20 protein-coding genes are annotated in these 21860 nt (G+C 58.6%); 15 read left to right on the top strand and 5 right to left on the bottom strand.

Annotated elements, in window-relative coordinates:
- Positions 1–716 precede the first annotated feature (716 nt).
- The 9 genes from pnuC (at position 717) to AB4N41_RS21790 (ending at position 9558) form a co-directional block, all read left to right on the top strand.
- Positions 717–1280, top strand: coding sequence for a nicotinamide riboside transporter PnuC (gene pnuC, locus AB4N41_RS21830; protein WP_252876275.1), 564 nt, complete (start codon positions 717–719; stop codon positions 1278–1280).
- Complete coding sequence (locus AB4N41_RS21825; RefSeq protein WP_252876274.1) at positions 1277–1801, top strand: AAA family ATPase; 525 nt, start codon at positions 1277–1279, stop codon at positions 1799–1801. Before pnuC ends, AB4N41_RS21825 begins: the two co-directional genes overlap by 4 nt.
- A gap of 331 nt (positions 1802–2132) precedes the next feature.
- A complete protein-coding gene (locus AB4N41_RS21820; protein ID WP_150742105.1) occupies positions 2133–2582 on the top strand; it encodes a hypothetical protein in 450 nt (149 codons plus the stop codon).
- 1 nt (position 2583) lies between these two features.
- Positions 2584–3156: a hypothetical protein gene (locus AB4N41_RS21815; protein ID WP_041479691.1), complete on the top strand. Its 573-nt coding sequence runs from the start codon at positions 2584–2586 to the stop codon at positions 3154–3156.
- Positions 3157–3229: 73 nt separating this feature from the next.
- Positions 3230–4222 (top strand): heme utilization protein, encoded by a 993-nt coding sequence (locus tag AB4N41_RS21810; protein WP_252869514.1) that lies wholly within the window; start codon positions 3230–3232, stop codon positions 4220–4222.
- 64 nt (positions 4223–4286) lie between these two features.
- A complete protein-coding gene (locus tag AB4N41_RS21805; RefSeq protein WP_024012915.1) occupies positions 4287–4967 on the top strand; it encodes a C39 family peptidase in 681 nt (226 codons plus the stop codon).
- Between the two features lie 43 nt (positions 4968–5010).
- Positions 5011–5757: a hypothetical protein gene (locus AB4N41_RS21800; RefSeq protein ID WP_252876272.1), complete on the top strand. Its 747-nt coding sequence runs from the start codon at positions 5011–5013 to the stop codon at positions 5755–5757.
- A gap of 45 nt (positions 5758–5802) precedes the next feature.
- Positions 5803–7119: a hypothetical protein gene (locus AB4N41_RS21795; protein ID WP_041479694.1), complete on the top strand. Its 1317-nt coding sequence runs from the start codon at positions 5803–5805 to the stop codon at positions 7117–7119.
- Positions 7120–7341: 222 nt separating this feature from the next.
- On the top strand, positions 7342–9558 hold the full coding sequence (locus AB4N41_RS21790; protein WP_252876271.1) for a hypothetical protein: 2217 nt from the start codon (positions 7342–7344) through the stop codon (positions 9556–9558).
- 106 nt (positions 9559–9664) lie between these two features.
- Here the strand turns inward: AB4N41_RS21790 and AB4N41_RS21785 are convergent, their stop codons facing one another.
- Positions 9665–10990, bottom strand: coding sequence for a sigma-54 dependent transcriptional regulator (locus AB4N41_RS21785; RefSeq protein WP_041479695.1), 1326 nt, complete (start codon positions 10988–10990; stop codon positions 9665–9667).
- Between the two features lie 520 nt (positions 10991–11510).
- Between AB4N41_RS21785 and AB4N41_RS21780 the strand changes: the two genes are divergently transcribed.
- The 3 genes from AB4N41_RS21780 to nhaB all read left to right on the top strand — a co-directional run bounded on the left by AB4N41_RS21780 (position 11511) and on the right by nhaB (position 14931).
- A complete protein-coding gene (locus tag AB4N41_RS21780) occupies positions 11511–11777 on the top strand; it encodes a hypothetical protein (protein WP_016774677.1) in 267 nt (88 codons plus the stop codon).
- 263 nt (positions 11778–12040) lie between these two features.
- Entirely contained in the window at positions 12041–13330 is a 1290-nt protein-coding gene (locus tag AB4N41_RS21775) for an NHL repeat-containing protein (protein ID WP_236168851.1), read from the top strand.
- A 98-nt stretch (positions 13331–13428) separates the two neighbouring features.
- Entirely contained in the window at positions 13429–14931 is a 1503-nt protein-coding gene (gene nhaB / locus AB4N41_RS21770) for a sodium/proton antiporter NhaB (protein WP_252878147.1), read from the top strand.
- A 160-nt stretch (positions 14932–15091) separates the two neighbouring features.
- Here nhaB and AB4N41_RS21765 read toward each other — a convergent pair whose 3' ends face one another.
- The 3 genes from AB4N41_RS21765 to gnd are packed head-to-tail and all read right to left on the bottom strand — an operon-like array spanning position 15092 to position 18410.
- The gene (locus AB4N41_RS21765; protein ID WP_460138014.1) at positions 15092–15913 is read right to left on the bottom strand and encodes an HAD family hydrolase; all 822 of its coding nucleotides are present in this window, start codon (positions 15911–15913) and stop codon (positions 15092–15094) included.
- Complete coding sequence (gene zwf, locus AB4N41_RS21760; RefSeq protein WP_095179979.1) at positions 15910–17433, bottom strand: glucose-6-phosphate dehydrogenase; 1524 nt, start codon at positions 17431–17433, stop codon at positions 15910–15912. The genes AB4N41_RS21765 and zwf overlap by 4 nt, the downstream gene beginning before the upstream one ends.
- Positions 17430–18410, bottom strand: a complete 981-nt coding sequence (gene gnd / locus AB4N41_RS21755; RefSeq protein WP_095179978.1) for a phosphogluconate dehydrogenase (NAD(+)-dependent, decarboxylating) — start codon at positions 18408–18410, stop codon at positions 17430–17432. Before gnd ends, zwf begins: the two co-directional genes overlap by 4 nt.
- 275 nt (positions 18411–18685) lie before the next feature.
- Here gnd and AB4N41_RS21750 point away from each other — a divergent pair, with 275 nt between their 5' ends.
- From AB4N41_RS21750 to AB4N41_RS21740, 3 genes are all read left to right on the top strand, one after another.
- Complete coding sequence (locus AB4N41_RS21750) at positions 18686–18868, top strand: DUF6026 family protein (RefSeq protein WP_016774671.1); 183 nt, start codon at positions 18686–18688, stop codon at positions 18866–18868.
- 211 nt (positions 18869–19079) lie between these two features.
- Positions 19080–20822 (top strand): phosphoethanolamine transferase CptA, encoded by a 1743-nt coding sequence (locus AB4N41_RS21745; protein WP_252878145.1) that lies wholly within the window; start codon positions 19080–19082, stop codon positions 20820–20822.
- A 176-nt stretch (positions 20823–20998) separates the two neighbouring features.
- On the top strand, positions 20999–21208 hold the full coding sequence (locus AB4N41_RS21740) for a hypothetical protein (protein ID WP_041479703.1): 210 nt from the start codon (positions 20999–21001) through the stop codon (positions 21206–21208).
- A gap of 116 nt (positions 21209–21324) precedes the next feature.
- Here AB4N41_RS21740 and AB4N41_RS21735 read toward each other — a convergent pair whose 3' ends face one another.
- A complete protein-coding gene (locus AB4N41_RS21735; protein WP_160769110.1) occupies positions 21325–21822 on the bottom strand; it encodes a GNAT family N-acetyltransferase in 498 nt (165 codons plus the stop codon).
- Positions 21823–21860 lie beyond the last annotated feature (38 nt).

The following is a 21860-nucleotide window of genomic DNA, read 5'->3' as shown; positions in this document are numbered from 1 at the left end:
AGTTCCCTCTCCCTCCGGGAGAGGGTTAGGGTCGGGCTTTTAATCGCAGATCACTGCGCTTTTCATGATCTGCGTTCGACGCGTTATTCCAGGTCGGCGTACCTCGACCAAACAACGCGATCAGTTCCCTCTCCCCTCCGGGAGAGGGTTAGGGTCGGGCTTTTGATCGCAGATCACTGGGCGTTTCATGTTCTGCGTTCGACGCGTTATTCCAGGTCGGCGTACCTCGACCAAACAACGCGATCAGTTCCCTCTCCCCTCCGGGAGAGGGTTAGGGTCGGGCTTTTGATCGCAGATCACTGGGCGTTTCATGTTCTGCGTTCGACGCGTTATTCCAGGTCAGCGTACCTCGACCAAACAACGCGGTCAGTTCCCTCTCCCTCCGGGAGAGGGTCAGAGTGAGGGGCTTTTGATCGCAGATCACTGGGCGTTTCATGTTCTGCGTTCGACGCGTTATTCCAGGTCGGCGTACCTCGACCAAACAGCGCGATCAGTTCCCTCTCCCTCCGGGAGAGGGTTAGGGTGAGGGGCTTTTGATCGCAGATCACTGGGCTTTTCATGATCTGCGTTCGACGCGTTATTCCAGGTCGGCGTACCTCGACCAAACAACGCGATCAGTTCCCCTCTCCCCTCCGGGAGAGGGTTAGGGTGAGGGGCTTTTGACCTGACTAATGCAGTACAATCCGCCCCCTTCTCAACTCCCCCAAGGATCACTCATGTCCGGGCTTGAACTGTTTGCCGCTGCCCTCGGTGTCATCGCCGTGTGGCTGACGGTCAAGCAGAATCCGTGGTGCTGGCCGATCGGGCTGGTCATGGTGTTGCTCTACAGCTGGGTCTTCTTTGAGGTGAAGCTGTATTCGGACATGTTGCTGCAAGTGATCTACGCCGCGCTGCAGATCTACGGCTGGTGGCAGTGGACCCGCGCCGGGACGATGCATGACGGTCGCCAGGTTACCCGCCTCGATCCACGCTCAATGGTGCTCGGCCTCGGCGTTGGGGCGATCGGCAGTGTGTTGCTGGGCGCGGCGATGGCGCACTGGACCGACGCCGCACAGCCGTGGCTCGATGCCGCGCTCACCGGTTTCAGTCTGGTCGCGCAACTGTGGATGGCGCAAAAACGTCTGCAATGCTGGCCGCTGTGGTTCGTCCTCGATGTGATCTTTGTCGGCTTGTTCATCTACAAAGGCCTGTACCTGACCGCCGCGCTCTACGCGCTGTTTACCTTGCTCGCGGTGCAAGGCTGGCGGGAATGGCGTGCCGATCCGGCGTTGCGCGCATGAAAGTCGTCGTTCTGACCGGCCCGGAATCCACCGGCAAGAGTTGGCTGGCGGCAGGGTTGGAGCAGCGTTTCGGCGGCGTGCGCGTTGATGAATATGTTCGTCGGTTCATCGAAGACAACCCACGCGACACTTGCCTTTCGGATATCCCTGATATCGCCCGGGGCCAGTTGCAATGGGAAGATCAGGCGCGCGCGAAACAGCCCCCACTGCTGATTCTCGACACCCACCTGCTCAGCAACATCCTCTGGAGCCAGACTTTGTTTGGCGCCTGCCCGGACTGGCTGGAAACCGAGTTACTGGCGCGCCATTACGACCTGCACCTGCTGTTGTCCCCACAACAGATCGACTGGACCGAAGACGGCCAGCGCTGCCAACCGGATCTTGCGGATCGCTTGGCGTTCTACGAAGCCACCCGCGCCTGGCTAATCCAGCATCAACAGCCGATACAAATCATCGAAGGCAATTGGGCCGAACGCCAGACACAAGCCTTTGCGGCGGTCGAGCGTTTGCTGTCCAGATAAGCCGCCCGGCGGCTTTTAACGCAAAACTGTCCGTTTTTGAAACACTCCCGACCGCGCAAAAGCCCCGCCCAAGCGTCATTCATCCTTGCGTCACGTGATCTGTTACGCCGATGAAACACCTCGGCGCAAACCCCTGTTCCAGAGCTTTCCGGCGCCCATTGCCCCTCAAGCGATCCGCCCTGTGTCTCAGCGCTGAAACAGTGCCCGCAACAGGGAACTTCCCAAAGCATGTAAGCCGTTGAAATAAAAAGATAATTCAAAACCGGCACAGCTTTCGCTCTCTCCTTCACAACGCTGAATAACCCAGCCCACTGAAGAAGGAATTGCAGCCGTGGGGAAATTCAATAAAGGCCTGACCTGCCTCCTGCTGATCGGATCAGCCGCCAGCGCTTTGATCAGCGTCAGCGCCCAGGCTGAAGGCAACGGCGTGATCGTCCTTAACCGCGACGTTCAACCCATCGCGATTGGGCGCAATGGCGGCAAAGACCCCTATCCGACCACGGTCAACGCCAACCCTTCGGCGCGGATCAACCAGACCCTCAGCAGTACCGAACTCACTGACGGTGATTTCGCCAGTGTCGCCAGCGGCTCATCGATTCGCGGCAACATGACCACGCCAAGCTCCAACCTGCCCGGCATGAACACCCTGACCAATCAGAACGGCCTGCCCGGTATGCGCACTGGCAGCGGCGGTGGTTCTGGCGCCTCGATCTCCAATACCGTCAACCGGGCGATGAGCACCGGGCTGGCGCCTCTGACTCGTATGGCCGGAGGCCAATGACATGAATCGCACCCTGCTGCTTCTCGCCCTGCTCGGCTGCACCAGCGCCATGGCCGATTCGGCTTCAGTCAACAAGGCAAACATTCAGGATTCCGGCGCTCAGTATCGCGGCAACTTCAATGTCAACCAGGCTGCCGGTGACCAGATGCAACAAGCCAACACCAAGGCGATTGCCATCGGCACCGAAGCCCATGCCACTACCAGCGTCAGGCAGACCATCGACACGCCCGCCAGCCGCGCCATCGACGCGAGCGCCAACATCGGCGGCAACTCTTTCAGCAATGGCAACGGCATCCTCGGCGTGAACCAGGGCGCCGGTGCCAACAACCAAATGGCCAACGTCACGCGCGTCAGCATCAGTGCCGGCCCGCAGAGCGTTGACGACAGCGCCCTTTCACAACAGAACGTGGCGTTTTTACCGAGCTCAGGAGCAACTGGTACCTCAATCGGCAGTCGCCAGGTCACGACAAGTGATCAGGCCTTCACCGGCAGCCGCGGGGTAATCCAGGTGAACCAGAGTGCCGGGGTGGGGAACCGCATGGCTAACACCCTGAGCATCCGGGTCGCAGACTGACCCAAACAAAAAGCAGTGCAATTAGAAAAGTCCCAACACTTAACCAACTAATAAGCACGACGGAGAAACAACCATGAAACCTACAATGGCTCTCAAACCACTGGTTTTCGCACTCGCAGCAGTGATGGCAATGGCAGCACAGGCTGGCGGCCGTGGTGACAACGACGGTCATGGTAACGGGCACGGCAATGGTCACGGCCAGCCACAAGGTCCGAATCTTGAACAACTGCTGCAGATCACCGCAGGCGCCGGCGCCGCTGTACTCGACGCACAAAACAGCGACGGCAACGTGGTGAAAAACCAGGGCACCCTGAACAACGCCAATGCCAGCGACTCGCTCAACGGCTCCAACGGCAACATGGGTGCCAACGTGGCGGGCGGCGACGGCAACCAGCAGGACAACGCTGCTGCACTGGCCACCGCTGACGAAAGCTTCATCTTCGGCAATGCTGTTGCCGCCTCGAGCGCGACTCAGGTGAACAACAACAACTATGTGAAAAACTCTTCCACCTTCAACAACGCCAACCTCACCAATACTGGTAACAACGGTTCCGGCAACATCGGCATCAACGTGACCGCCGGCAACTTCAACCAACAGAAAAACAACCTCGCCATCGCCGTTTCCGGTGGTCGTGTAGCGCAGGCTGCCGCCTCTGCCAACCAGTCCTCGACTGGCCTGGTCGTGGAAAACAAAGGCGTGCAGGCTTACAAAACCGACACCCTTACCGGTACTTATGCAGCCGCTGGCGTGTTCAAAGCCAAAGGCACTGCGACCATCGAAGACGACAACGACCATGGTGGTTGGGGTAACCGTGGCGGCGGCCATGGTGGCAACGATGATCAGAAAGCCAAGTTCGAAGCCGTGGGTACTTTTGGCCTCGCTGGCGTCACCACCCAACAAGTGTTGACCAAAGATGGCTGGAAAACCCCTGTCGTCAACAACGCCAACATGACCAACTCGATGAACAACTTCTCCGGCAACGGCGGAGCCAACGTCTCGGCGGGTGTGGGCAACCAACAAAGCAACTCGCTGTCCATCGCCGCAGGTTGCAAAGCCTGCATGTAATCGCGATCGAAACGAAAGCCCCGGCAACGGGGCTTTTCCTCGGTTCCACAAGGCGTATTCGATCATGCGGACTCCTGCCCTCCTCGCTCTGCTTTGTCTGTGCGGCCTGACTCAGGCGGCCCAGATGCCCGTCGCTGCCCTGCCGGGTGGCGTGCTGGTCTACAAGGATGTGCAAAGCATTCGTGAGCGCAAGTTTGCCGACATCGTCGAACAGAAAACCGACTTCAGCTGCGGCGCTGCTGCACTGGCGACGGTCCTGCGCCAGGCCTATTGGCTCGACGTCGATGAGGAGCACATCATCAAAGGCATGCTGGTCAACGCTGACCAGGACCTGGTGCGAACCCAGGGTTTCTCCATGCTCGACATGAAGCGCTACGTAGAAAGCATCGGCATGCGTGCCCGTGGTTACCGGATCCCGCCCGAGAAACTCGAAGCGGTGACCATTCCGGTGGTGGTTCTGATGGACATTCGTGGTTACAAGCATTTCGTCGTCCTGCAGCGTTCGGACAAGGATTGGGTCTACATCGGTGACCCGGTTCTCGGCCACAAGCGCTACAAGCACGACGACTTTGTCAAAGGTTGGAACGGCATTGTCTTTGCCATCGTCGGCCCCGGTTACGACAAGGCCAACGCCTTGCGCAGCCCTCCGGTGCCGCTGACGGCGAAGAACTCGCTGGACAGTTTCAACCCGGTCAAAGATGCGGAATTGATGGATTTCGGGTTCATTCAGAGCGACTTCTTTTAATCGCCGAGTTAGAGAATGGGACTGGATGTCCCGGGAGCAGCAGATGAAAAGCTCATACTGGCTGGCCGCCGCCTGCCTGGCAGCGAGTGCGTCAGGTTTAGCCCATGCCGGATTCAAACCCATCGAAATCAAGGACCAGGAGCTCGCCGAGCTGCGCGGTCGTTACGTCATGCCGGGGCGGATCATCAGCTTCGGCATTGTCATGAGCAGCACCTGGCGCAACGCCAGCGGCGACTTGATCGGGGCCGCGACCTCGATGCAGATCCAGGCCGCAACCGTCAAACCGGAATTCTACGTCTCGACCATCAAGGAGTCGGGCAACGGCGGCGCCCTCACCGCAGGCACCGGCAGCGTAATCGGTGGCGCCGGCCTCAACAGCAGCCAGGGTGTGACGCAAAGCGTACGCGCCGCCGGCGATGGCAACACCGCCAACAACAACGTCGCGATCAACGTCAGCGAAGCCAGTCAGGCGCCGGCACTGGTGCCATCGCAAGGCCAGGCCCTTATCGCCGGACAAACCATTACTGGCAGCAACGGCGCCGGCAGTGTCGCGGTTTCAGCCAATGGCGGTGGCGTGCAAATGGCCATTCAGGCCAGCGGCAATCAAGGCACGGCACTGCAACAAGTCGCCCAGGGCGGGCTGCTGCAGAACACCCGATTGCTGGGCAGCGCCAACGTGGTCAACAACCTTACGCAACTCAACGTCGTACTGAACAATAACGGCAGAAGCGCCGGTGCACTGGATTGCAACCTGACCCAACTCGGGGCCCTACGCAATATCGGATATTGAACTACGCTGAGTCTCGATCATTGGGCTTAAAGGGACGGCTTATTCATGTATCGATCAGTATCACTGCGTGCCGCAGTGTGTTTGAGTACCCTTCTCCCGGCGGCAATGCTGCAAGCAGCACCCGACGCCGATGTAGAAGCCCTGAAACGGGAACTTCTGGAACTGAGACAACGATACGAACAACAACAACAAGCGCTGGCGGTACTTGAACAACGGGTCCGCCAGGTAGAAGAAACACCCGCGGCCCCACCGCCAAAACGACTGGCGAAATCGCCGTCCGACATGAAAGGCAATCGCGTCGCCGCCGGAGCCGCCACAGGCACCGGTGCGGCCGCTGCATCGGGAGGCGCCGCCGGGGGCAGTGGCGCTTCCTATGGCCAATCGCTGGCCGATGATTCACAACCGGCGCAGAGCGTTTCCAACCTGTATGACGAAGCCAGCGGTTTCTTCGGCGGCGGCAAGTTCAGCGTGGAAACCGGCCTGACCTATTCGCGCTACGACACCCGCCAGTTGATCCTCAACGGTTTCCTTGCGCTGGATTCGATTTTCCTCGGCAACATCAACCTCGACCGGATCAAGGCCGACACCTGGACCCTGGACCTCACCGGCCGCTACAACTTCGATAACCGCTGGCAGTTCGACCTGAACGTGCCGGTGATCTATCGCGAGTCGACGTATCAATCCGGCGGCGGCAACGAGGGCGCGGCTGGCGTAACAACAGAAGAAACCGTCACCAAGGATCCAACCATTGGCGACGTCAACTTCGGTATCGCCTACAAGTTCCTCGACGAATCGGTCAACACGCCGGACGCCGTGGTCACCTTGCGCGTCAAGGCGCCGACCGGCAAAGACCCGTTCGGCATCAAACTGCGCCAGACCGACGCCAACTCCAACCTGTTCGTCCCCGACACCCTGCCCACCGGCAACGGCGTCTGGTCGATTACGCCGGGTATCTCGCTGGTCAAGACGTTTGACCCGGCGGTGCTGTTCGGCAGCCTCTCCTACACCCACAACCTCGAGGAGTCGTTCGACGACATCAGCTCTACGGTCAATCAGAAAAACCCGGGCAAGGTTAAGATTGGCGACAGCTTCCAGATCGGCGCCGGTATCGCCTTCGCGCTCAACGAGAAGATGAGTATGTCGTTCTCGGTCTCCGACCTGGTGCAACGCAAAAGCAAGCTGAAACAGGACGGCGGCGATTGGGAATCGGTGGTGTCCAGTGATGCCAACGCCGGTTACTTCAACGTCGGCATGACCATTGCGGCCACCGACAACCTGACGATCGTGCCGAACTTGTCGATCGGCATGACCGATGATGCGCCGGACTTCTCGTTCAGCCTGAAATTCCCGTATTACTTCTAAAAGCAAAAGATCGCAGCCTTCGGCAGCGCCTACAGTTCGTGTAGGCGCTGCCGAAGGCTGCGATCCTTTGATCTGTCGGCTTTTCGCTGCTGGTGCAACTCGCGACCACTTATCGGAAATACGTCCGCACCTGTCAGATCTGACAGGTGCGCCCTACCGCTGAATCCGCTTACATGACTCCAGCGCCTCGCACCTTGCAACAGGCCGTAACGGAGCATCGACATGAACCAGACGCCGGATGAAAACCGCATTCTCGCTCTGAATCCACCCTTTGTTTTGAAACAGGCCGTTTTGAAGGATGGGGGCTACGACGGTGGCATTTCGCTCGAGACCGTCGAAAATGATTTGCTGATCATCGTAGATCCGTGGGTAGGGATGGCGATGTATGACAACTGTAAAATGTATTTTGATGGCGTCGAAGTTGGGACAATTCCGGTCGATGAAAGCAACTTGAATAAGCGGCTCGAATTCAAAGTCCCCAAGGGTCAAGTCACCAATGGCGAAGCACTGATCGTTTACACCGTACAGCGCTTGGGTCAGGACCCGGTCAGCTCCGAGCCGGTACGGCGTGTGTGGGTCCAACTCACACAACCAGGTGGCACCGATAGCGACAGCGAAGAAGGCAACTCCGGCCTGATCTATACGCTTAGTCCGGATCCGTCCAATGGCGTGAATGAGGATTTGGCCCGGCGGGGAATCCGCATGAACATCGTACCCTATGAGAACATCGCCATCTTCGACACCATTCGGTGCCGTTGGGGTGATCAGGTGGTGACGTACTACCCGGTCACCAGAGAGCAGATCGACGATCCGGTCAACCATCCGATCTTCGCTACCTTCACCGAGGACGTCATCAGGGCGCAGGGCAACGGCAACAATATCGAAGTGAGCTATCAGGTCGTCGACCGGGTGGGTAATCTGCCGGATCCGAAGGCGCGGTGGGCGAAAATCACTTACGTCTCGGTGGATCTGAACAATCGCTTGCCGGCGCCGACGATCTGGGTCAACGGCCAGAACGTCACCACCATCGACCTGAAGGTACTGGGCACGAGCGACGCCGCTGCCCGGGTTTACTTCACAGGCCCCGACTACCAGGCTGGTGACAAGGTCGTCCTGACCTGGTCCGGCACGACGTCTGGAGGACAGCCCGTGATCGTCGGCCCGCTGGAAAAAACCGTTGACAGCGTGCCCGGCCATCACGATTTCCCGATCCCGAACGACAAGATCACAGCGATCATCAACGGTTCGGCCAAGGTCGGCTTTCAGTTGCTGCGCGCCGGCGCACCTGCGCGCCCCTCCAATGACATTGTGATCGCGGTCACCGGCGAAGCCAGTCAGTTGAAACCGCCAACGGTTGTGCAGGCGCCCGATTACAGGCTGAACCCGAATCTGCATCAAAGCGGATTTACCGTGGTGTTTGACACTTCGACGTTTGGCGCCAATCACGAAGTGCAACTGGAAATCGCCGGCAGACCCGGCGCCGGCTCAGTGCCTCCCCAGCACAAGCCGGTGGCGGGACAGTCGAAAGTGCAATTCGATATCGATTCTTCTATCACCGGGGCAAATCTGCAGCGCAGTGTGGAATTGAAATACAACTTGATCGTCAATGGCCAGCCGACGCCTGTGCAGAGCGTGACGTTGTTGATTGGCGAGTTGCTGCAATCGAGCATGCCGATGCCGAAACTTGAGGGTTTTGATGGTGAGGTGCTGGAAGTTGGAATGCTCAACGATGACACGAAGGTTTTGTGTGAGGCTTGGCCATTTCAGCAGGCGGGATTACCGATCTGGTTAAGGTATGTGGAGACGTTCACGAGTGGTGGAGAGCGCGTCAAGGAGCAGTTTGTCGGGGCGGCGCATGATCAGGGAGGGGGGCTTGATTATTTGGCTGAGGTGGAGTGGTTGCGCGGGTGTAAGGCGGATTCGACGTTGGCTGTTATATTGGAGGTGGGATTGCATTCTGGGGCGGTTGAGGGTGAGGCGGTTGCATGTCGGGTGAGGAATTATGGGGTCAAGGCTGGGTTGGATGATTTGACTACGTTTGAAGGTTATGACTGGAATCATTGGACAAGAACCTCGTACTACGATTTAGCGAAGATATCGCTTTCTGACTGCGAATATTATATTGAGTCGATCCCCCATGCTTCGAATCCAACCCACAACGGCGTGACTATTGTTAAGAACTATCAGGAGATAAATACCGACACTGTTCTTGAGTTTAGTTGCGACTACCGAAACTCAAACCCTGTCCTTTTAAGCTTATATCAGAATGGTACGCTAGTTTTCGGCGAACTGACCGCTGCATCTGAGTTATGGCAATCAAGAGTAGTTCGATTTAACGTAGCGAAGTCTTCGACCCCAGGAAGCCTGTTACTGTTTTTTAATGCGTCAGAATATGGGAGTCCTATTCATGTGAAAAATTTAAGATTAAAATCAATATGATCGGGACTTCTGAGCGCAACTATTTAAGGTAGGCATAGTCATTTTTCTGTAGGTAAACCTCCTGAAGGCTGCAAAATTTGTTCGGGCTCAACTTCATAGATTGCAACTATCTAATCTGATGCTTATGCAACAACCGATAAAACGTAGGCCGCGAAACCCCTAAAACTTTCGCGGCCACACTCAAATTATCACTGTGCCGATTCAACACATCACACAACGCCTGCCGTTCCGCCCGGGTCTTGTAGTCTTCCAGCGTGCCCATCGGTGTGGCGATGGAATGCTGACTGATCAACCCTAAATCCCGCGCCTCGATCTGGCGGCCCTCCGCCAACACCAACCCACGCCTGACCCGGTTAGCCAGCTCGCGCACATTGCCCGGCCAGTCGTGCTTGCCCATGGCAATCAGCGCGTCTTCGCTGAAGCTTCTTGGCCGACGCCCGGTCTCATGGCTGTAGAAGTGCGAAAAGTGGTTGGCCAGCATCGACAGATCGCCATGACGTTCACGCAACGGCGCTGTGACCACTTGCAGGACGTTGAGCCTGTAATAAAGGTCTTCACGAAAGCGCTTCTTCTCGATTGCTGCTTCCAGGTCAACGTGGGTTGCGGCCAGCACGCGCACATCCACCGGTATCGGCTGACTGCCCCCTACCCGTTCAATATGCTTTTCCTGCAGAAAGCGCAGGAGGTTGGCCTGCAATTCCAGCGGCAGGTCGCCGATTTCGTCGAGGAACAACGTGCCGCCATTGGCCGCTTCGATGCGTCCGACCTTGCGCTGGTGTGCGCCGGTGAACGCGCCTTTTTCGTGGCCAAACAATTCGGACTGAATCAAATGCTCGGGAATCGCCCCGCAGTTGATAGCTACAAACGGTTTGTTGTGGCGCTGGGATTGGCGGTGCAAGGTGCGCGCGACGAGTTCCTTGCCGGTGCCGCTTTCGCCGCGAATCAGCACGGGCGATTCGGTCGGGGCCAGTTTGCTAAGGAGTTTGCGCAGTTCGCGGATCGGTTTGCTGTCGCCGAGCAGTTCGTGCTCCGGCTGATCGACATGAATCGTACCCTGCCCGCGCAGGCGTGCCATGCCGAAGGCGCGGCCGAGGGTGACCTGTACGCGGGAAACGTCGAAGGGCAAGGTGTGGAAATCGAAAAACCATTCACAGACGAAGTCACCGACGTTCTGCAAGCGCAGGACTTCCTGATTGAGCACGGCGATCCACTCGGTGCCGCTGCGGCTGATCAGCTCTTTGACGGCTTCGGGTCGTTCCAGGTGGTAGGGCTGCAAACGCAGCAGGCCGACATCGCAGGCCCGGGATGCGGCGTTTTCCAGATTACAACTGTCGACATCCCAACCCACAGCGCGCAATCCGGGCAACAGGCGATAACAGTCGTCGCAGGGATCGACCACCAGTAAACGTCTCGATGCAGGCGCTTCGCTCATGACTGTTCCTTGGCGCCAAATTTGATAAATGATCGTAAAAACAGTCATTTGGCAGACCCGGTTGTAACACTAGCAAGATTTTGACGGAGGCTTGTACCGATTGCTTATAGGCTGGGTATTAAAAGAGTTATAAGAAAGTTGGTTGTTAGTTAGCTATCGACTATTTGCGGTGAATCCAAGAGCGGCCCCTCACCCTAGCCCTCTCCCGAGGGAGAGGGCTAGGGTGAGGTATACGCGAGGTCAGCCGATCTGAAAGACCGAGCCGAACTCCAGTTTGAAAAGCCCACAACTCGGCTCCCTCTCCTCGGGGAGAGGGCTGGAGTGAGGGGTGAATTCAGCGCGGTGTTCGGACATGTGCAGGTTTAACGAAACGAACTTACGTTATGTAAAGAATCTGAAATTTCTTTGTTTCACTTGTGACCCGCCCCCCGGTTGCGTGCATCAGTACAAGTAACCAGCCGCACGGTAAGCCCAACCGACGGCACATCATTTGATTGGGCGCCAATAGAGAGAAGACCCCATGACTGCCCCGCTGCGTATCAACGAAGCTCTTTTGATTGCCAACCACGCGTTCAAGCCTTTTCAATGCGTGGCCTGGGCGCCACAAGACGGCAATGGCGAACTGAGCCTGACCGTCGTCGACCGCACCAACTCCCACATCGGTCGCAAACAGATCCCGAGCAGCGCCTACTCTGACCCGGCGCAACTCGAACAACTGCTGCAGCAGGCCCGCGCCGAGCTGAGCGAAGACGGCCACAAGTTGCAATCGTGGTCGATGCCACATTGATAACCGAACAAGGGCGGATGACGTTAAAGTCATCCGCCCTTGTTGTATGCGTAGTCAAATAAGCAACGTACTTGCAGCGCAGTTTCATCCAAAGTACTTGGCTCGCTTGCGACTGGTTCAACAAGACACTGTTCTGGCACAGTGCGACCGTCGTCTGTTTATTCGTCCAGTTGTACTTCTCGCGGTTCAGGGATTGAATGTTTCGCTCGTGCAGTCAGCCTCCCAACTACCGGGTATCGGCTCAGGCACAAGGAGACGCGTGCATGTCCACCCTGAGCCCTTACGCGCTGCCTACTGCATGGACCGCCCCCGGTTCGCTCGACCCGACATTCGCCATTGGCGGTGTTGCGCAGGTGTACTTTGCCGGCAGTTTGTCCAGCCAGACCCAACATGTCGAGCTTGATGCACAGGGCCGGATTCTGGTGGCCGCCAAGGTCGGTACGGCCAAGGGAAGTCGGTTCGGCCTGGCGCGGCTGCTGGCCGATGGGTCGGCGGATTTGTCGTTCGGCTTTCAGGGCAGCGTGATCGGCAGTTTCGTCGAGGGTTTCGAAGCCAAGGCCGGCAAGGTTCAGGTGTTAGCCGACGGCAAGATTCTGCTGGCCGGCCTGCATTATGAAGACACCCAACGCACCCTGCCCGCCCTCGCCCTGTTCGATGCCAACGGCCAGCCAGACCGATTCTTCGGCGATGACGGTTTCCAGGTGGTGCGGCTGCCCGGCGAGCTGTCCATGGGCACCCGCGACAACTGGTTGCCGCCGGGCGTGCCGGGCGTCGAAGCCTGTGACTTTGTGGTGCAGGAAGACGGCCGTATTCTGCTGATCGCCAACCATCATTTCAGCCTTGCCGACCACGCCGGCATATTGATCCGCCTGCAACCCGATGGATTTCTCGACGAATCATTCAACGGACGCGGATTTGTAGTGGTCCGCCACCTGCTGCTCAATACCTGGCTGAGCACGCTGTTGTTGAAGGAGGATGGGCGCATCGTCGTCGCAGGTTCCATCGACTTTCCTCAGCAAGGCCTGCTGGCGGTGTATCGGCCCGATGGCAGCCTGGACGAGCGCTTCGCCGTCGATGGCTTCATGGCCTTCAAGGCTCACGGCAACAGCGCTCAGGTCAGCCAGATTATTGAGTCCGACGACAGGCTTTATTGCTTCGGCAGCAGCCGCGATCCAATCCGCTGTTTGACGTTTGTCCTGCACGCCAACGGTCGACCGGACCTGCACTGTCATCATGGCCAGCCACAGGTGTTGGACATCGGCCCCAGCGGATGCCAATGGAACGCCGCCCAGCAAATGAGCGACGGCCGCATCGTCGCCGTGGGCGCGACCATCGGCGGAGTCGAAGCTGACTTCATGGTGGCGCGCTATCAACTCGATGGCAGCCTTGATCCAGCGTTCGGTGAGGGCCATGGCTGGTTGCGCACGCGACTGGGGCGAAGTCTCGATACCGCCAATTCACTGACCGTACATACTGACGGGGCGATTGTGGTAGGTGGCTATTCGCTGGATGGCAACTACCGGGCAATGGTTGCGCGTTATCTGAATCCATAGAGCATTCAACAGCCGACATGAGGATCGAGGTTATCGGCGACTTGATCTTCCCTGAAACATCCGGCAACTTTCGCGCTTCTAAATAAAAGGAGCAGCCGATGTCCGGTTCAATCGCCCAGGCGTTCGCGCACAACTTCCTCGGGCAATCGCCACGCTGGTACAAGGCGACCATCGTCGGTTTTCTCATTCTCAACGCCGTGGTGCTGTTCACCATCGGCCCGGTCGCCGCAGGCTGGTTGCTGGTGATCGAATTCATCTTCACCCTGGCCATGGCCCTCAAGTGTTATCCGTTGATGCCCGGCGGCCTGCTGTTGATTGAAGCGTTGCTGTTGAAGATGACCACGCCGCAAGCGCTTTACGATGAGTTGCTACACAACTTTCCGGTGATCCTGCTGCTGATGTTCATGGTCGCTGGCATCTACTTCATGAAAGATCTGCTGCTGTTTCTCTTCTCGCGCCTGCTGTTGGGCGTGCGCTCGAAAGCAATTCTGGCGCTGATGTTCTGCTTCTTGTCGGCATTTCTTTCGGCATTTCTTGATGCGCTGACCGTGACGGCGGTGATCATCAGTGCGGCTGTCGGCTTCTACTCGGTGTATCACCGCGTCGCGTCGGGCAATGATCCACGCAAGGACAGCGAATTCGCTGACGATCAGCATTTACCGTCGCGACACCATGACGACTTGAATCAATTCCGCGCATTCCTGCGCAGCCTGTTGATGCATGGCGCAGTGGGAACAGCGCTCGGTGGGGTTTGCACCTTGGTCGGTGAGCCGCAGAACCTGTTGATCGGTCATGAGATGGGCTGGCATTTCGGTGAGTTCTTCACCAAGGTAGCCCCGGTGTCGCTGCCGGTACTGGTGGCGGGTCTGGTTACTTGCGTGCTGCTGGAGAAGCTGCGCTGGTTCGGATACGGCACGCTGCTGCCGGACAACGTCCGCGCCGTGTTGGCCAACTACGCTGCCGAGGACAACGCCAAACGCACGCCTCGTCAGACGGCGGCGCTGCTGGTGCAAGGTGCGGCGGCACTGATTCTGATTGGTTGCCTGGCGTTTCACCTGGCTGAAGTCGGCCTGATCGGATTGATGGTGATCGTATTGATCACCGCGTTTACCGGGATCACCGACGAGCATCGCCTGGGCAGCGCGTTCAAGGACGCCATGCCGTTTACCGCGCTGCTGGTGGTGTTTTTTGCCGTGGTGGCGGTCATTCACGATCAGCATCTGTTCGTCCCACTGATCGAGTGGGTGTTGGCGCTGCCGATGGATCAACAGCCGGGCATGTTGTTCATCGCCAACGGCTTGCTCTCGGCGATCAGCGACAACGTATTCGTTGCGACCATTTACATCACTGAGGTGAAACAGGCTTTTCTGGCCGGGCACATGACTCGCGAGCACTTCGAAACGCTGGCGATTGCGATCAACACCGGCACCAACCTGCCGAGTGTGGCGACACCGAATGGTCAGGCAGCGTTTCTGTTCCTGCTGACCTCGGCGATTGCACCGCTGGTGCGGTTGTCGTACGGGCGCATGGTGTGGATGGCGGTGCCGTATACCGTGGTGATGGGACTGCTGGGCTGGTATGCGGTGAGCTATTGGCTCTAAGCAACACTGAATAAACCTTTGGGTTACCGGGGTTTGCACCCGCCGCGAAAACCTGTGGGAGCGAGCCTGCTCGCGAAGAGGTCGTGTCAGGCAACGAATCTGTTGAATGACACACCGCCTTCGCGAGCAGGCTCGCTCCCACATTGGTTTTGGTGTTGGGTCAGTGCGGGAGGATGTATTTCTCGATCACCAGGACCACGCCGTCTTCAGTGTTTGGCGCTGTAACGACATCAGCCTGGTGCTTCACCGCCTCTTCCGCCTGGCCCATGGCAATCGACAAGCCAGCGCATTTGAACATCGCCGGGTCGTTGCCGCCGTCGCCGATGACAGCGGTTTGCTCCAGCGGCACGCCGAGGTATTCGGCGATGGTCGTCAATGCCGTGCCTTTGTTGGCCTCAAGCGCCGTAACGTCGAGATACACCGGCTGCGAGCGCGACACTTGCGCCATACCGTTGACCTTGGGCAGGAGCTGCGCCTCCAGCTCAATCAGCAACTCAGTGTTGCTGCTGGTAGCGACGATCTTGTCGATGCGCTCCAGATACGGTTCAAAACTCTCGACCACCACCGGCGGATAGCCGAGGCCACTCTGTTCACGCGGCACCATCGGCCCGTGCGGGTCCTTGAGCAGCCAGTCGCCGCCGCTGAACACCCAGATTTCCACCTCCGGTTGATCGGCAAACAGTGCCAGTGCGATCAGCGCTGTGGTCGCCGGCAAATAATGCGCGGCCAACAAAGTGCCGTCCGGTTTGACGATGGTGCCGCCATTGAACGCCGCTGTCGGCAGATCAACGCCTAGCGCCTCGATCTGCTGCAACATGGCTTTCGGCGGACGGCCGCTGGCGAGGCTGAACAGCACGCCGGCCTCGCGCAGCGAGCGCACGGCTTCGATGGTGCGTTGGTTCAGCGTGTGATCCGGCAGCAACAGCGTGCCGTCCATGTCGCTGAGCAGAAAACGTATGGGTTGTTTCGGCAAATCACTCATCCCAGGCCGTGCCAGACGCGACCATCGCGAGTCAGGAGATCTTCCGCTGCTTGCGGGCCATCTTCGCCGGCCGCGTAGGTCTCGACGCTGGCGTCCTGCTGCCAGGCATCAAGGAAAGGCTGCACGGCTCGCCAACCGTTCTCGATGTTGTCGGCACGCTGGAACAGCGTCTGGTCGCCGGTCAGGCAGTCGTAGATCAAGGTTTCGTAGCCGGTGGAAGGCTGCATCTCGAAGAAATCCTTATACGCAAAACCCAGTTCGATATTGGCCATGTTCAGCGCCGGCCCCGGGCGCTTGGCCAGCAGGTCGAACCACATGCCTTCGTTTGGCTGGATCTGGATACGCAGGTAAGTTGGCTGCAACTCGTCGACTTCGGTGTCGCGGAACTGCGCATAAGGCGCCGGTTTGAAGCAGATGACGATCTCGGTGTCGCGCACGCTCATGCGCTTGCCGGTGCGCAGATAGAACGGCACGCCGACCCAGCGCCAGTTATCGATCATCACCTTGAGCGCTACGTAGGTTTCCGTGGTGCTGTCGGGCGACACGTTGGCTTCTTCGCGATAACCCTTCAATGGCTGGCCATCGCGCTCGCCGGCGCTGTACTGGCCGCGCACCGAGTTGGCCCGGGCCTCCTCTGTCGACCAGGGACGAATCGCCCCGACCACTTTGGCCTTCTCTCCACGCACCGCGTCAGCGCCGAAAGCAGCCGGCGGTTCCATGGCCACCATGGCCAACAGCTGGAACAGGTGATTGGGCACCATGTCACGCAATGCGCCGGTGTGTTCGTAAAAGCTGCCACGGGTTTCCACACCGACGGTTTCCGCCGCGGTGATCTGCACGTGGTCGATGTAATGATTGTTCCAGAACGCTTCGAACAGGCTGTTGGAGAACCGGCTGACCAGAATGTTCTGCACGGTTTCCTTGCCCAGGTAATGGTCGATGCGGTAGATCTGCTTCTCGCTCATGACCTTGAGCAGGCACGCGTTCAAGGCTTCGGCGGTGTGCAGATCGGAGCCGAACGGCTTCTCGATCACCACTCTTCTGAACGCTTCGGGGGTTTCTTCCAGCAAACCGGCGCTGCCGAGGCGGCGCACCACTTCACTGAAAAAACGTGGCGCGGTGGCCAGGTAGAACACCGCATTGCCGGTGCCGCTGTCGGCGATTTTCGCCGCCAGGGCTGAATAGGTGCTGTCGTCCAGGAAATCGCCCTGGACGTAGCTGATGCCTTTGGCGAGCTTGGCCCACAAGACCGGATCAAGCATCTGATCGCCCTTGCCGACCTTCGCCGCCACTTCGGTACGGATGAAGTCTTCGAGCTTCTGCGCAAAGGCTTCATCGGTAATGGCGTTGTGATCAACGCCGACGATCCGCAGGTTTTCGTCGAGCAGACCGTCGCGACTGAGGTTGTACAGCGCCGGCATGAGCAGGCGCTTGACCAGGTCGCCGTGGGCACCGAACAGGAACAGCGTGGTCGGTGGTGCGGGTTCTGCCTTGGATTTTCTGCGGATCGTACGGGTCATTTTTTCGCGGTCTCCACGTGGCCGCCGAAGCCGAAGCGTTGTGCCGACAGGATCTTGTCACCAAAGGTGCCCTGCCCGCGCGAGCGGTAACGGGAGAACAGCGAGTTGGACAGCACCGGTACCGGCACCGCTTGCTCCATGGCCGCTTCGATGGTCCATTGGCCTTCGCCGCTGTCAGCCACGGAGCCGGAGAAGCCGTCGAGCTTCGGATCGCTGGCCAGCGCATCGGCAGTCAGGTCCAGCAACCACGACGACACCACGCTGCCACGACGCCAGACTTCAGCGATATCGGCCACGTTCAGATCAAATCGCTGATCTTCCGGCAAACGTTCACTGGATTTGGTCTTGAGAATATCGAAGCCCTCGGCGAACGCGGCCATCATGCCGTACTCGATGCCGTTGTGAATCATCTTCACGAAGTGCCCGGCGCCGGCGGGACCGGCGTGGATATAGCCATGCTCGGCGCGGTGGTCATCTGACTTGCGGTCCTTGGTGCGCGGAATGTCGCCCATGCCCGGCGCCAGTGCGGCGAACAGCGGATCGAGACGCTGCACGGTTTCGGCATCGCCACCGATCATCATGCAATAACCGCGTTCCAGGCCCCAGACGCCGCCGGAGGTGCCGACGTCGATATAGTGCAGGCCCTTGTCGTTCAGCGTTTTGGCCCGGCGAATGTCGTCCTTATAGTTGGTGTTGCCGCCGTCGATGATGGTATCGCCGGGTTCGAGCAGTTCGCTCAGGGTGTTGATGGTGTCTTCGGTCGGCGCGCCAGCCGGCAGCATGACCCAGACAGCACGCGGCTTGTCGAGGCCGGCAACCAGTGCTGGCAAGTCGGCGACGCCGGTGGAGCCCTCGGCGACCAGGTTATCGATGAAAGCGGTATTGCGGTCGTAAACAACGGTGGTGTGCCCGTTGAGCATCAGACGTCGCGCAATATTGCCGCCCATGCGGCCCAGTCCAATAATCCCGAGTTGCATGTGCTGATGCTCCTTACTACAAATAAATGTGTGTCATTGGTTATAGCCCAACGCGACTGATGGAGGTTAGTCCAGAGCGTTGCGATGAAGTTTCCGGGCATTGTGCCCGATCCAGAGTGATAACGCCCCGAATCCTGCCGAAGACACACCGACCATGAAAAATAAAAAAGTTCCCTTCCAGGGCAAAAGAAATCAAAATTGGCGCCGATAGTAAGTCAAGCGCCTCAAAACGAGGAGTGACTTACAGTTGATGCACGCCATTTGCGAGGTGAGCAATGGGCACAGTACATACAGCAATGCCGCCACAAACCCTCTACGTTACGATCCGTCGCGATGAATTGCGCCAGTTGAAAGACGAGCGCGACCAGTTGAAGCACGAATTGGCGCAATTGCGCGCATTGACCCAGGGCTCGCAGCCGCAACCGCGTCCGGTTGTGCAGCGCGCACCCCACGCCTGATCCCCGCCTGCTTCGGGAACGGCCCTCGTCGTTCCCGACACGTTGCACCTCTGACCGCTTGATACACACCAACAGCGGCGCTTAACAAATCTTTCACAAGCCCTTGGGGATACTTCGCCCCATTCTGGCCGTGCCTGCGTGTACGGCCTCTGTTCGTCGGTGTCATGGAAGCGTTTCCGGCGTGGGTCTGATGATTGAGCTGGAGCGCTGAATGGCATTGTTCAAACGCAGCAAAACGACTGCGACCGGTTTCGACTGGGCCGGATTCATCTGGTTGTTCGTCTTCTTCTGGTACTTCTCGGGCATCACTCAACTGCTGATCCAGCTGACCGGCACGTCTGGTTTCACGGGATTTCGTCAGGCATTCGTGATGAGCGCGCTGTGGCTGGCGCCGATGCTGCTGTTCCCCAAACAGACGCGTCTGCTTGCGGCAATCATCGGTGTGGTGCTGTGGGCTTGCTCGATGGCCAGCCTGGGTTACTTCTTCATTTATCAGCAGGAATTCTCGCAGAGCGTCATCTTCATCATGTTCGAGTCGAACATGTCGGAAGCCGGCGAGTACATGACGCAGTATTTCGCCTGGTGGATGATCCCGGCGTTCCTCGCCCATACCGCGTTCGCCTACTTTCTGTGGACGCGCCTGCGCCCGGTGTACATGCCCCGTGGTCGCGCACTGGTTGCAGCCACCGCAATCGTGATCGCCGTCGCCGGCTACCCGCTGATCAAACAAACCATGCGCATGGGCAATTTCGCCGAAGGCTTCGAGAAATTCGAAACCCGCATCGAGCCTGCCGTGCCGTGGCAGATGGCTGTGGCGTATCACCGCTATCTGGAAACGCTCGAGGACATGCAAGGCATGCTCGACAGCACCAGCAAGATCGCGCCGCTGAAAAACCTCAAGGACGCCTCGGCCGGTCAGCCGGCGACGCTGGTGCTGGTCATCGGTGAATCGACCAACCGCCAGCGCATGAGCCTCTACGGTTATCCGCGCAACACCACGCCGGAACTGGACAAACTCAAGGATCAACTGGCGATCTTCGACAACGTCATCACCCCGCGCCCGTACACCATCGAAGCGCTGCAGCAAGTGCTGACCTTCGCCGACGAGCAGAACCCCGACCTGTACCTGTCGACGCCATCGCTGGTCAGCGTGATGAAACAGGCCGGTTACAAGACGTTCTGGATCACCAACCAGCAGACCATGACCAAGCGCAACACCATGCTCACGACCTTCTCCGAACAGGCCGACGAGCAGGTGTACCTGAACAACAACCGCAACCAGAACTCGGCGCAGTACGATGGCGACGTCATCGAGCCGTTCAACAAGGCGCTGGCCGATGCGGCGCCGCGCAAGCTGATCGTCGTGCATCTGCTCGGCACGCACATGAGCTACCAGTACCGATATCCGCCGACGTTCGACAAGTTCAAGGATCGCCAGGGCGTTCCGGCTGGCGTGCGTGACGATCAGGTACCGACCTACAACAGCTATGACAACGCCGTGCTGTACAACGACTTCGTGGTCTCAAGCCTGATCAAGGACTACGCCAAGACCGACCCGAATGGCTTCCTGCTGTACCTCTCCGACCACGGTGAAGATGTCTTCGACTCCGCCGGTCACGGCACGCTGGGGCGCAACGAAAACAAACCGACCGCGCCGATGTACACCATCCCGTTTATGGCCTGGGCCTCGCCGAAGTGGAAGGAAAATCACGACTGGAACTTCGCCGGCGACCTCAGCCGCCCGTACAGCAGCTCGCAACTCATTCACACCTGGGCGGATCTGGCCGGGTTGAGTTCCGATGAACTGGATCGCAGCAAAAGCCTGGTCAGCGACAGCTTTGTACCGCGCAAGCTGTTGATTGGCGACCCGTACCAGGCGCCGAGGCGCGCGTTGATTGACTTCAGTTTGATGAAGCCCAAACACCCTGCTCCGGCGGAAGTCGCGCAGAAGTAAAACGACAAAGGGCCGAGAAGGCCCTTTTTTGTGCCCATCGGCCGCAGTGTTTCTGTAATACGCCGCAATATTTGCGCTGAACCAGCGTTAACCCATTGTTAATGGCCGCGACGCAGACTTCTTTCGCGGTCTGCTTCACGGACGAACCGACTCCCACTTGTTCAGTAGGAGGCACCATGAAAACCACTACCTTCATTCTCACCACCCTGCTCGCCCTCGGCTCCACCAGCGCCTTCGCTGAAGGCGGTGCCGAACGCATGCGTTATTACTACGACAATTTCCCGGTCCAGCACGCGCAAAGCGAGCAGAAGGCCGACGCCAGTGCGAAAGAAATTCGCGTCCCTGCTGACCAGACGGCGCAGGTGACCGAGTCCTATCGCGACTGAGCTTTACCGAGCAACCGATGGACCTTCCGTGGCTCCGCTCTGGCCCGGAAGATGACAGTTCAGGCGCCCTGATCGGGGCGCCTTTTTTTATGTTGGTGATTGGCGGTGAGGAGCCTTCAGGCCTGTAAATCCTTTATCCAGAACAGCATCCGCCCGTGATCTGGATTGAACATCCCCGGTGCAAAGCCGAATTTGCGATATGAACCCTGCGCCACCGCATTGCCTTCCAGCACTTCCAGGGTGATCTTGCAGCAGCCGCGCTGACGGGCGATCTCTTCTACCCTCTGCAGCATTTTCTGACTGAGCCCCAGGCCGCGAAATTTGCCGACCACGGCGACGTCGTGAACGTTGACCAGCGGTTTACAGGCGAAAGTAGAGAAGCCTTCAAAGCAGTTGACCAGCCCGGCCGGTTCGCCGCCGACGAAGGCCAGCACGCTGAAGGCATGCGGGCGGCGGGCGAGCTCTTCGGGCAGGCGTTGCAGCAGTTCGGGCGCGATCGGATGACCGCCGCCCATGGGATCTTCGGCGTAGTGGTTGAGCACGATGCCGATGGCTTCGGCGTGCACCGGGTTGCTGTAGCTGGCCTGAAGTACGAGTATTTCTGCGGAATCCATTTCCATCCCCGATAAGCAAAAAGCCCCGGCGCGCAAGG

Source organism: Pseudomonas sp. S2_A10 (assembly GCF_054668465.1).
This window is presented reverse-complemented; position numbering and strand designations above follow the sequence as displayed.

Bases quoted from the DNA above. Each gene is read 5' to 3' on its own strand.
- pnuC (WP_252876275.1), top strand. From the start codon at position 717: ATGTCCGGGCTTGAACTGTTTGCCGCTGCCCTCGGTGTCATCGCCGTG.
- AB4N41_RS21825 (WP_252876274.1), top strand. From the start codon at position 1,277: ATGAAAGTCGTCGTTCTGACCGGCCCGGAATCCACCGGCAAGAGTTGG.
- AB4N41_RS21815 (WP_041479691.1), top strand. From the start codon at position 2,584: ATGAATCGCACCCTGCTGCTTCTCGCCCTGCTCGGCTGCACCAGCGCC.
- AB4N41_RS21810 (WP_252869514.1), top strand. From the start codon at position 3,230: ATGAAACCTACAATGGCTCTCAAACCACTGGTTTTCGCACTCGCAGCA.
- AB4N41_RS21805 (WP_024012915.1), top strand. From the start codon at position 4,287: ATGCGGACTCCTGCCCTCCTCGCTCTGCTTTGTCTGTGCGGCCTGACT.
- AB4N41_RS21800 (WP_252876272.1), top strand. From the start codon at position 5,011: ATGAAAAGCTCATACTGGCTGGCCGCCGCCTGCCTGGCAGCGAGTGCG.
- AB4N41_RS21795 (WP_041479694.1), top strand. From the start codon at position 5,803: ATGTATCGATCAGTATCACTGCGTGCCGCAGTGTGTTTGAGTACCCTT.
- AB4N41_RS21790 (WP_252876271.1), top strand. From the start codon at position 7,342: ATGAACCAGACGCCGGATGAAAACCGCATTCTCGCTCTGAATCCACCC.
- AB4N41_RS21785 (WP_041479695.1), bottom strand. From the start codon at position 10,990: ATGAGCGAAGCGCCTGCATCGAGACGTTTACTGGTGGTCGATCCCTGC.
- AB4N41_RS21780 (WP_016774677.1), top strand. From the start codon at position 11,511: ATGACTGCCCCGCTGCGTATCAACGAAGCTCTTTTGATTGCCAACCAC.
- AB4N41_RS21775 (WP_236168851.1), top strand. From the start codon at position 12,041: ATGTCCACCCTGAGCCCTTACGCGCTGCCTACTGCATGGACCGCCCCC.
- nhaB (WP_252878147.1), top strand. From the start codon at position 13,429: ATGTCCGGTTCAATCGCCCAGGCGTTCGCGCACAACTTCCTCGGGCAA.
- AB4N41_RS21765 (WP_460138014.1), bottom strand. From the start codon at position 15,913: ATGAGTGATTTGCCGAAACAACCCATACGTTTTCTGCTCAGCGACATG.
- zwf (WP_095179979.1), bottom strand. From the start codon at position 17,433: ATGACCCGTACGATCCGCAGAAAATCCAAGGCAGAACCCGCACCACCG.
- gnd (WP_095179978.1), bottom strand. From the start codon at position 18,410: ATGCAACTCGGGATTATTGGACTGGGCCGCATGGGCGGCAATATTGCG.
- AB4N41_RS21750 (WP_016774671.1), top strand. From the start codon at position 18,686: ATGGGCACAGTACATACAGCAATGCCGCCACAAACCCTCTACGTTACG.
- AB4N41_RS21745 (WP_252878145.1), top strand. From the start codon at position 19,080: ATGGCATTGTTCAAACGCAGCAAAACGACTGCGACCGGTTTCGACTGG.
- AB4N41_RS21740 (WP_041479703.1), top strand. From the start codon at position 20,999: ATGAAAACCACTACCTTCATTCTCACCACCCTGCTCGCCCTCGGCTCC.
- AB4N41_RS21735 (WP_160769110.1), bottom strand. From the start codon at position 21,822: ATGGATTCCGCAGAAATACTCGTACTTCAGGCCAGCTACAGCAACCCG.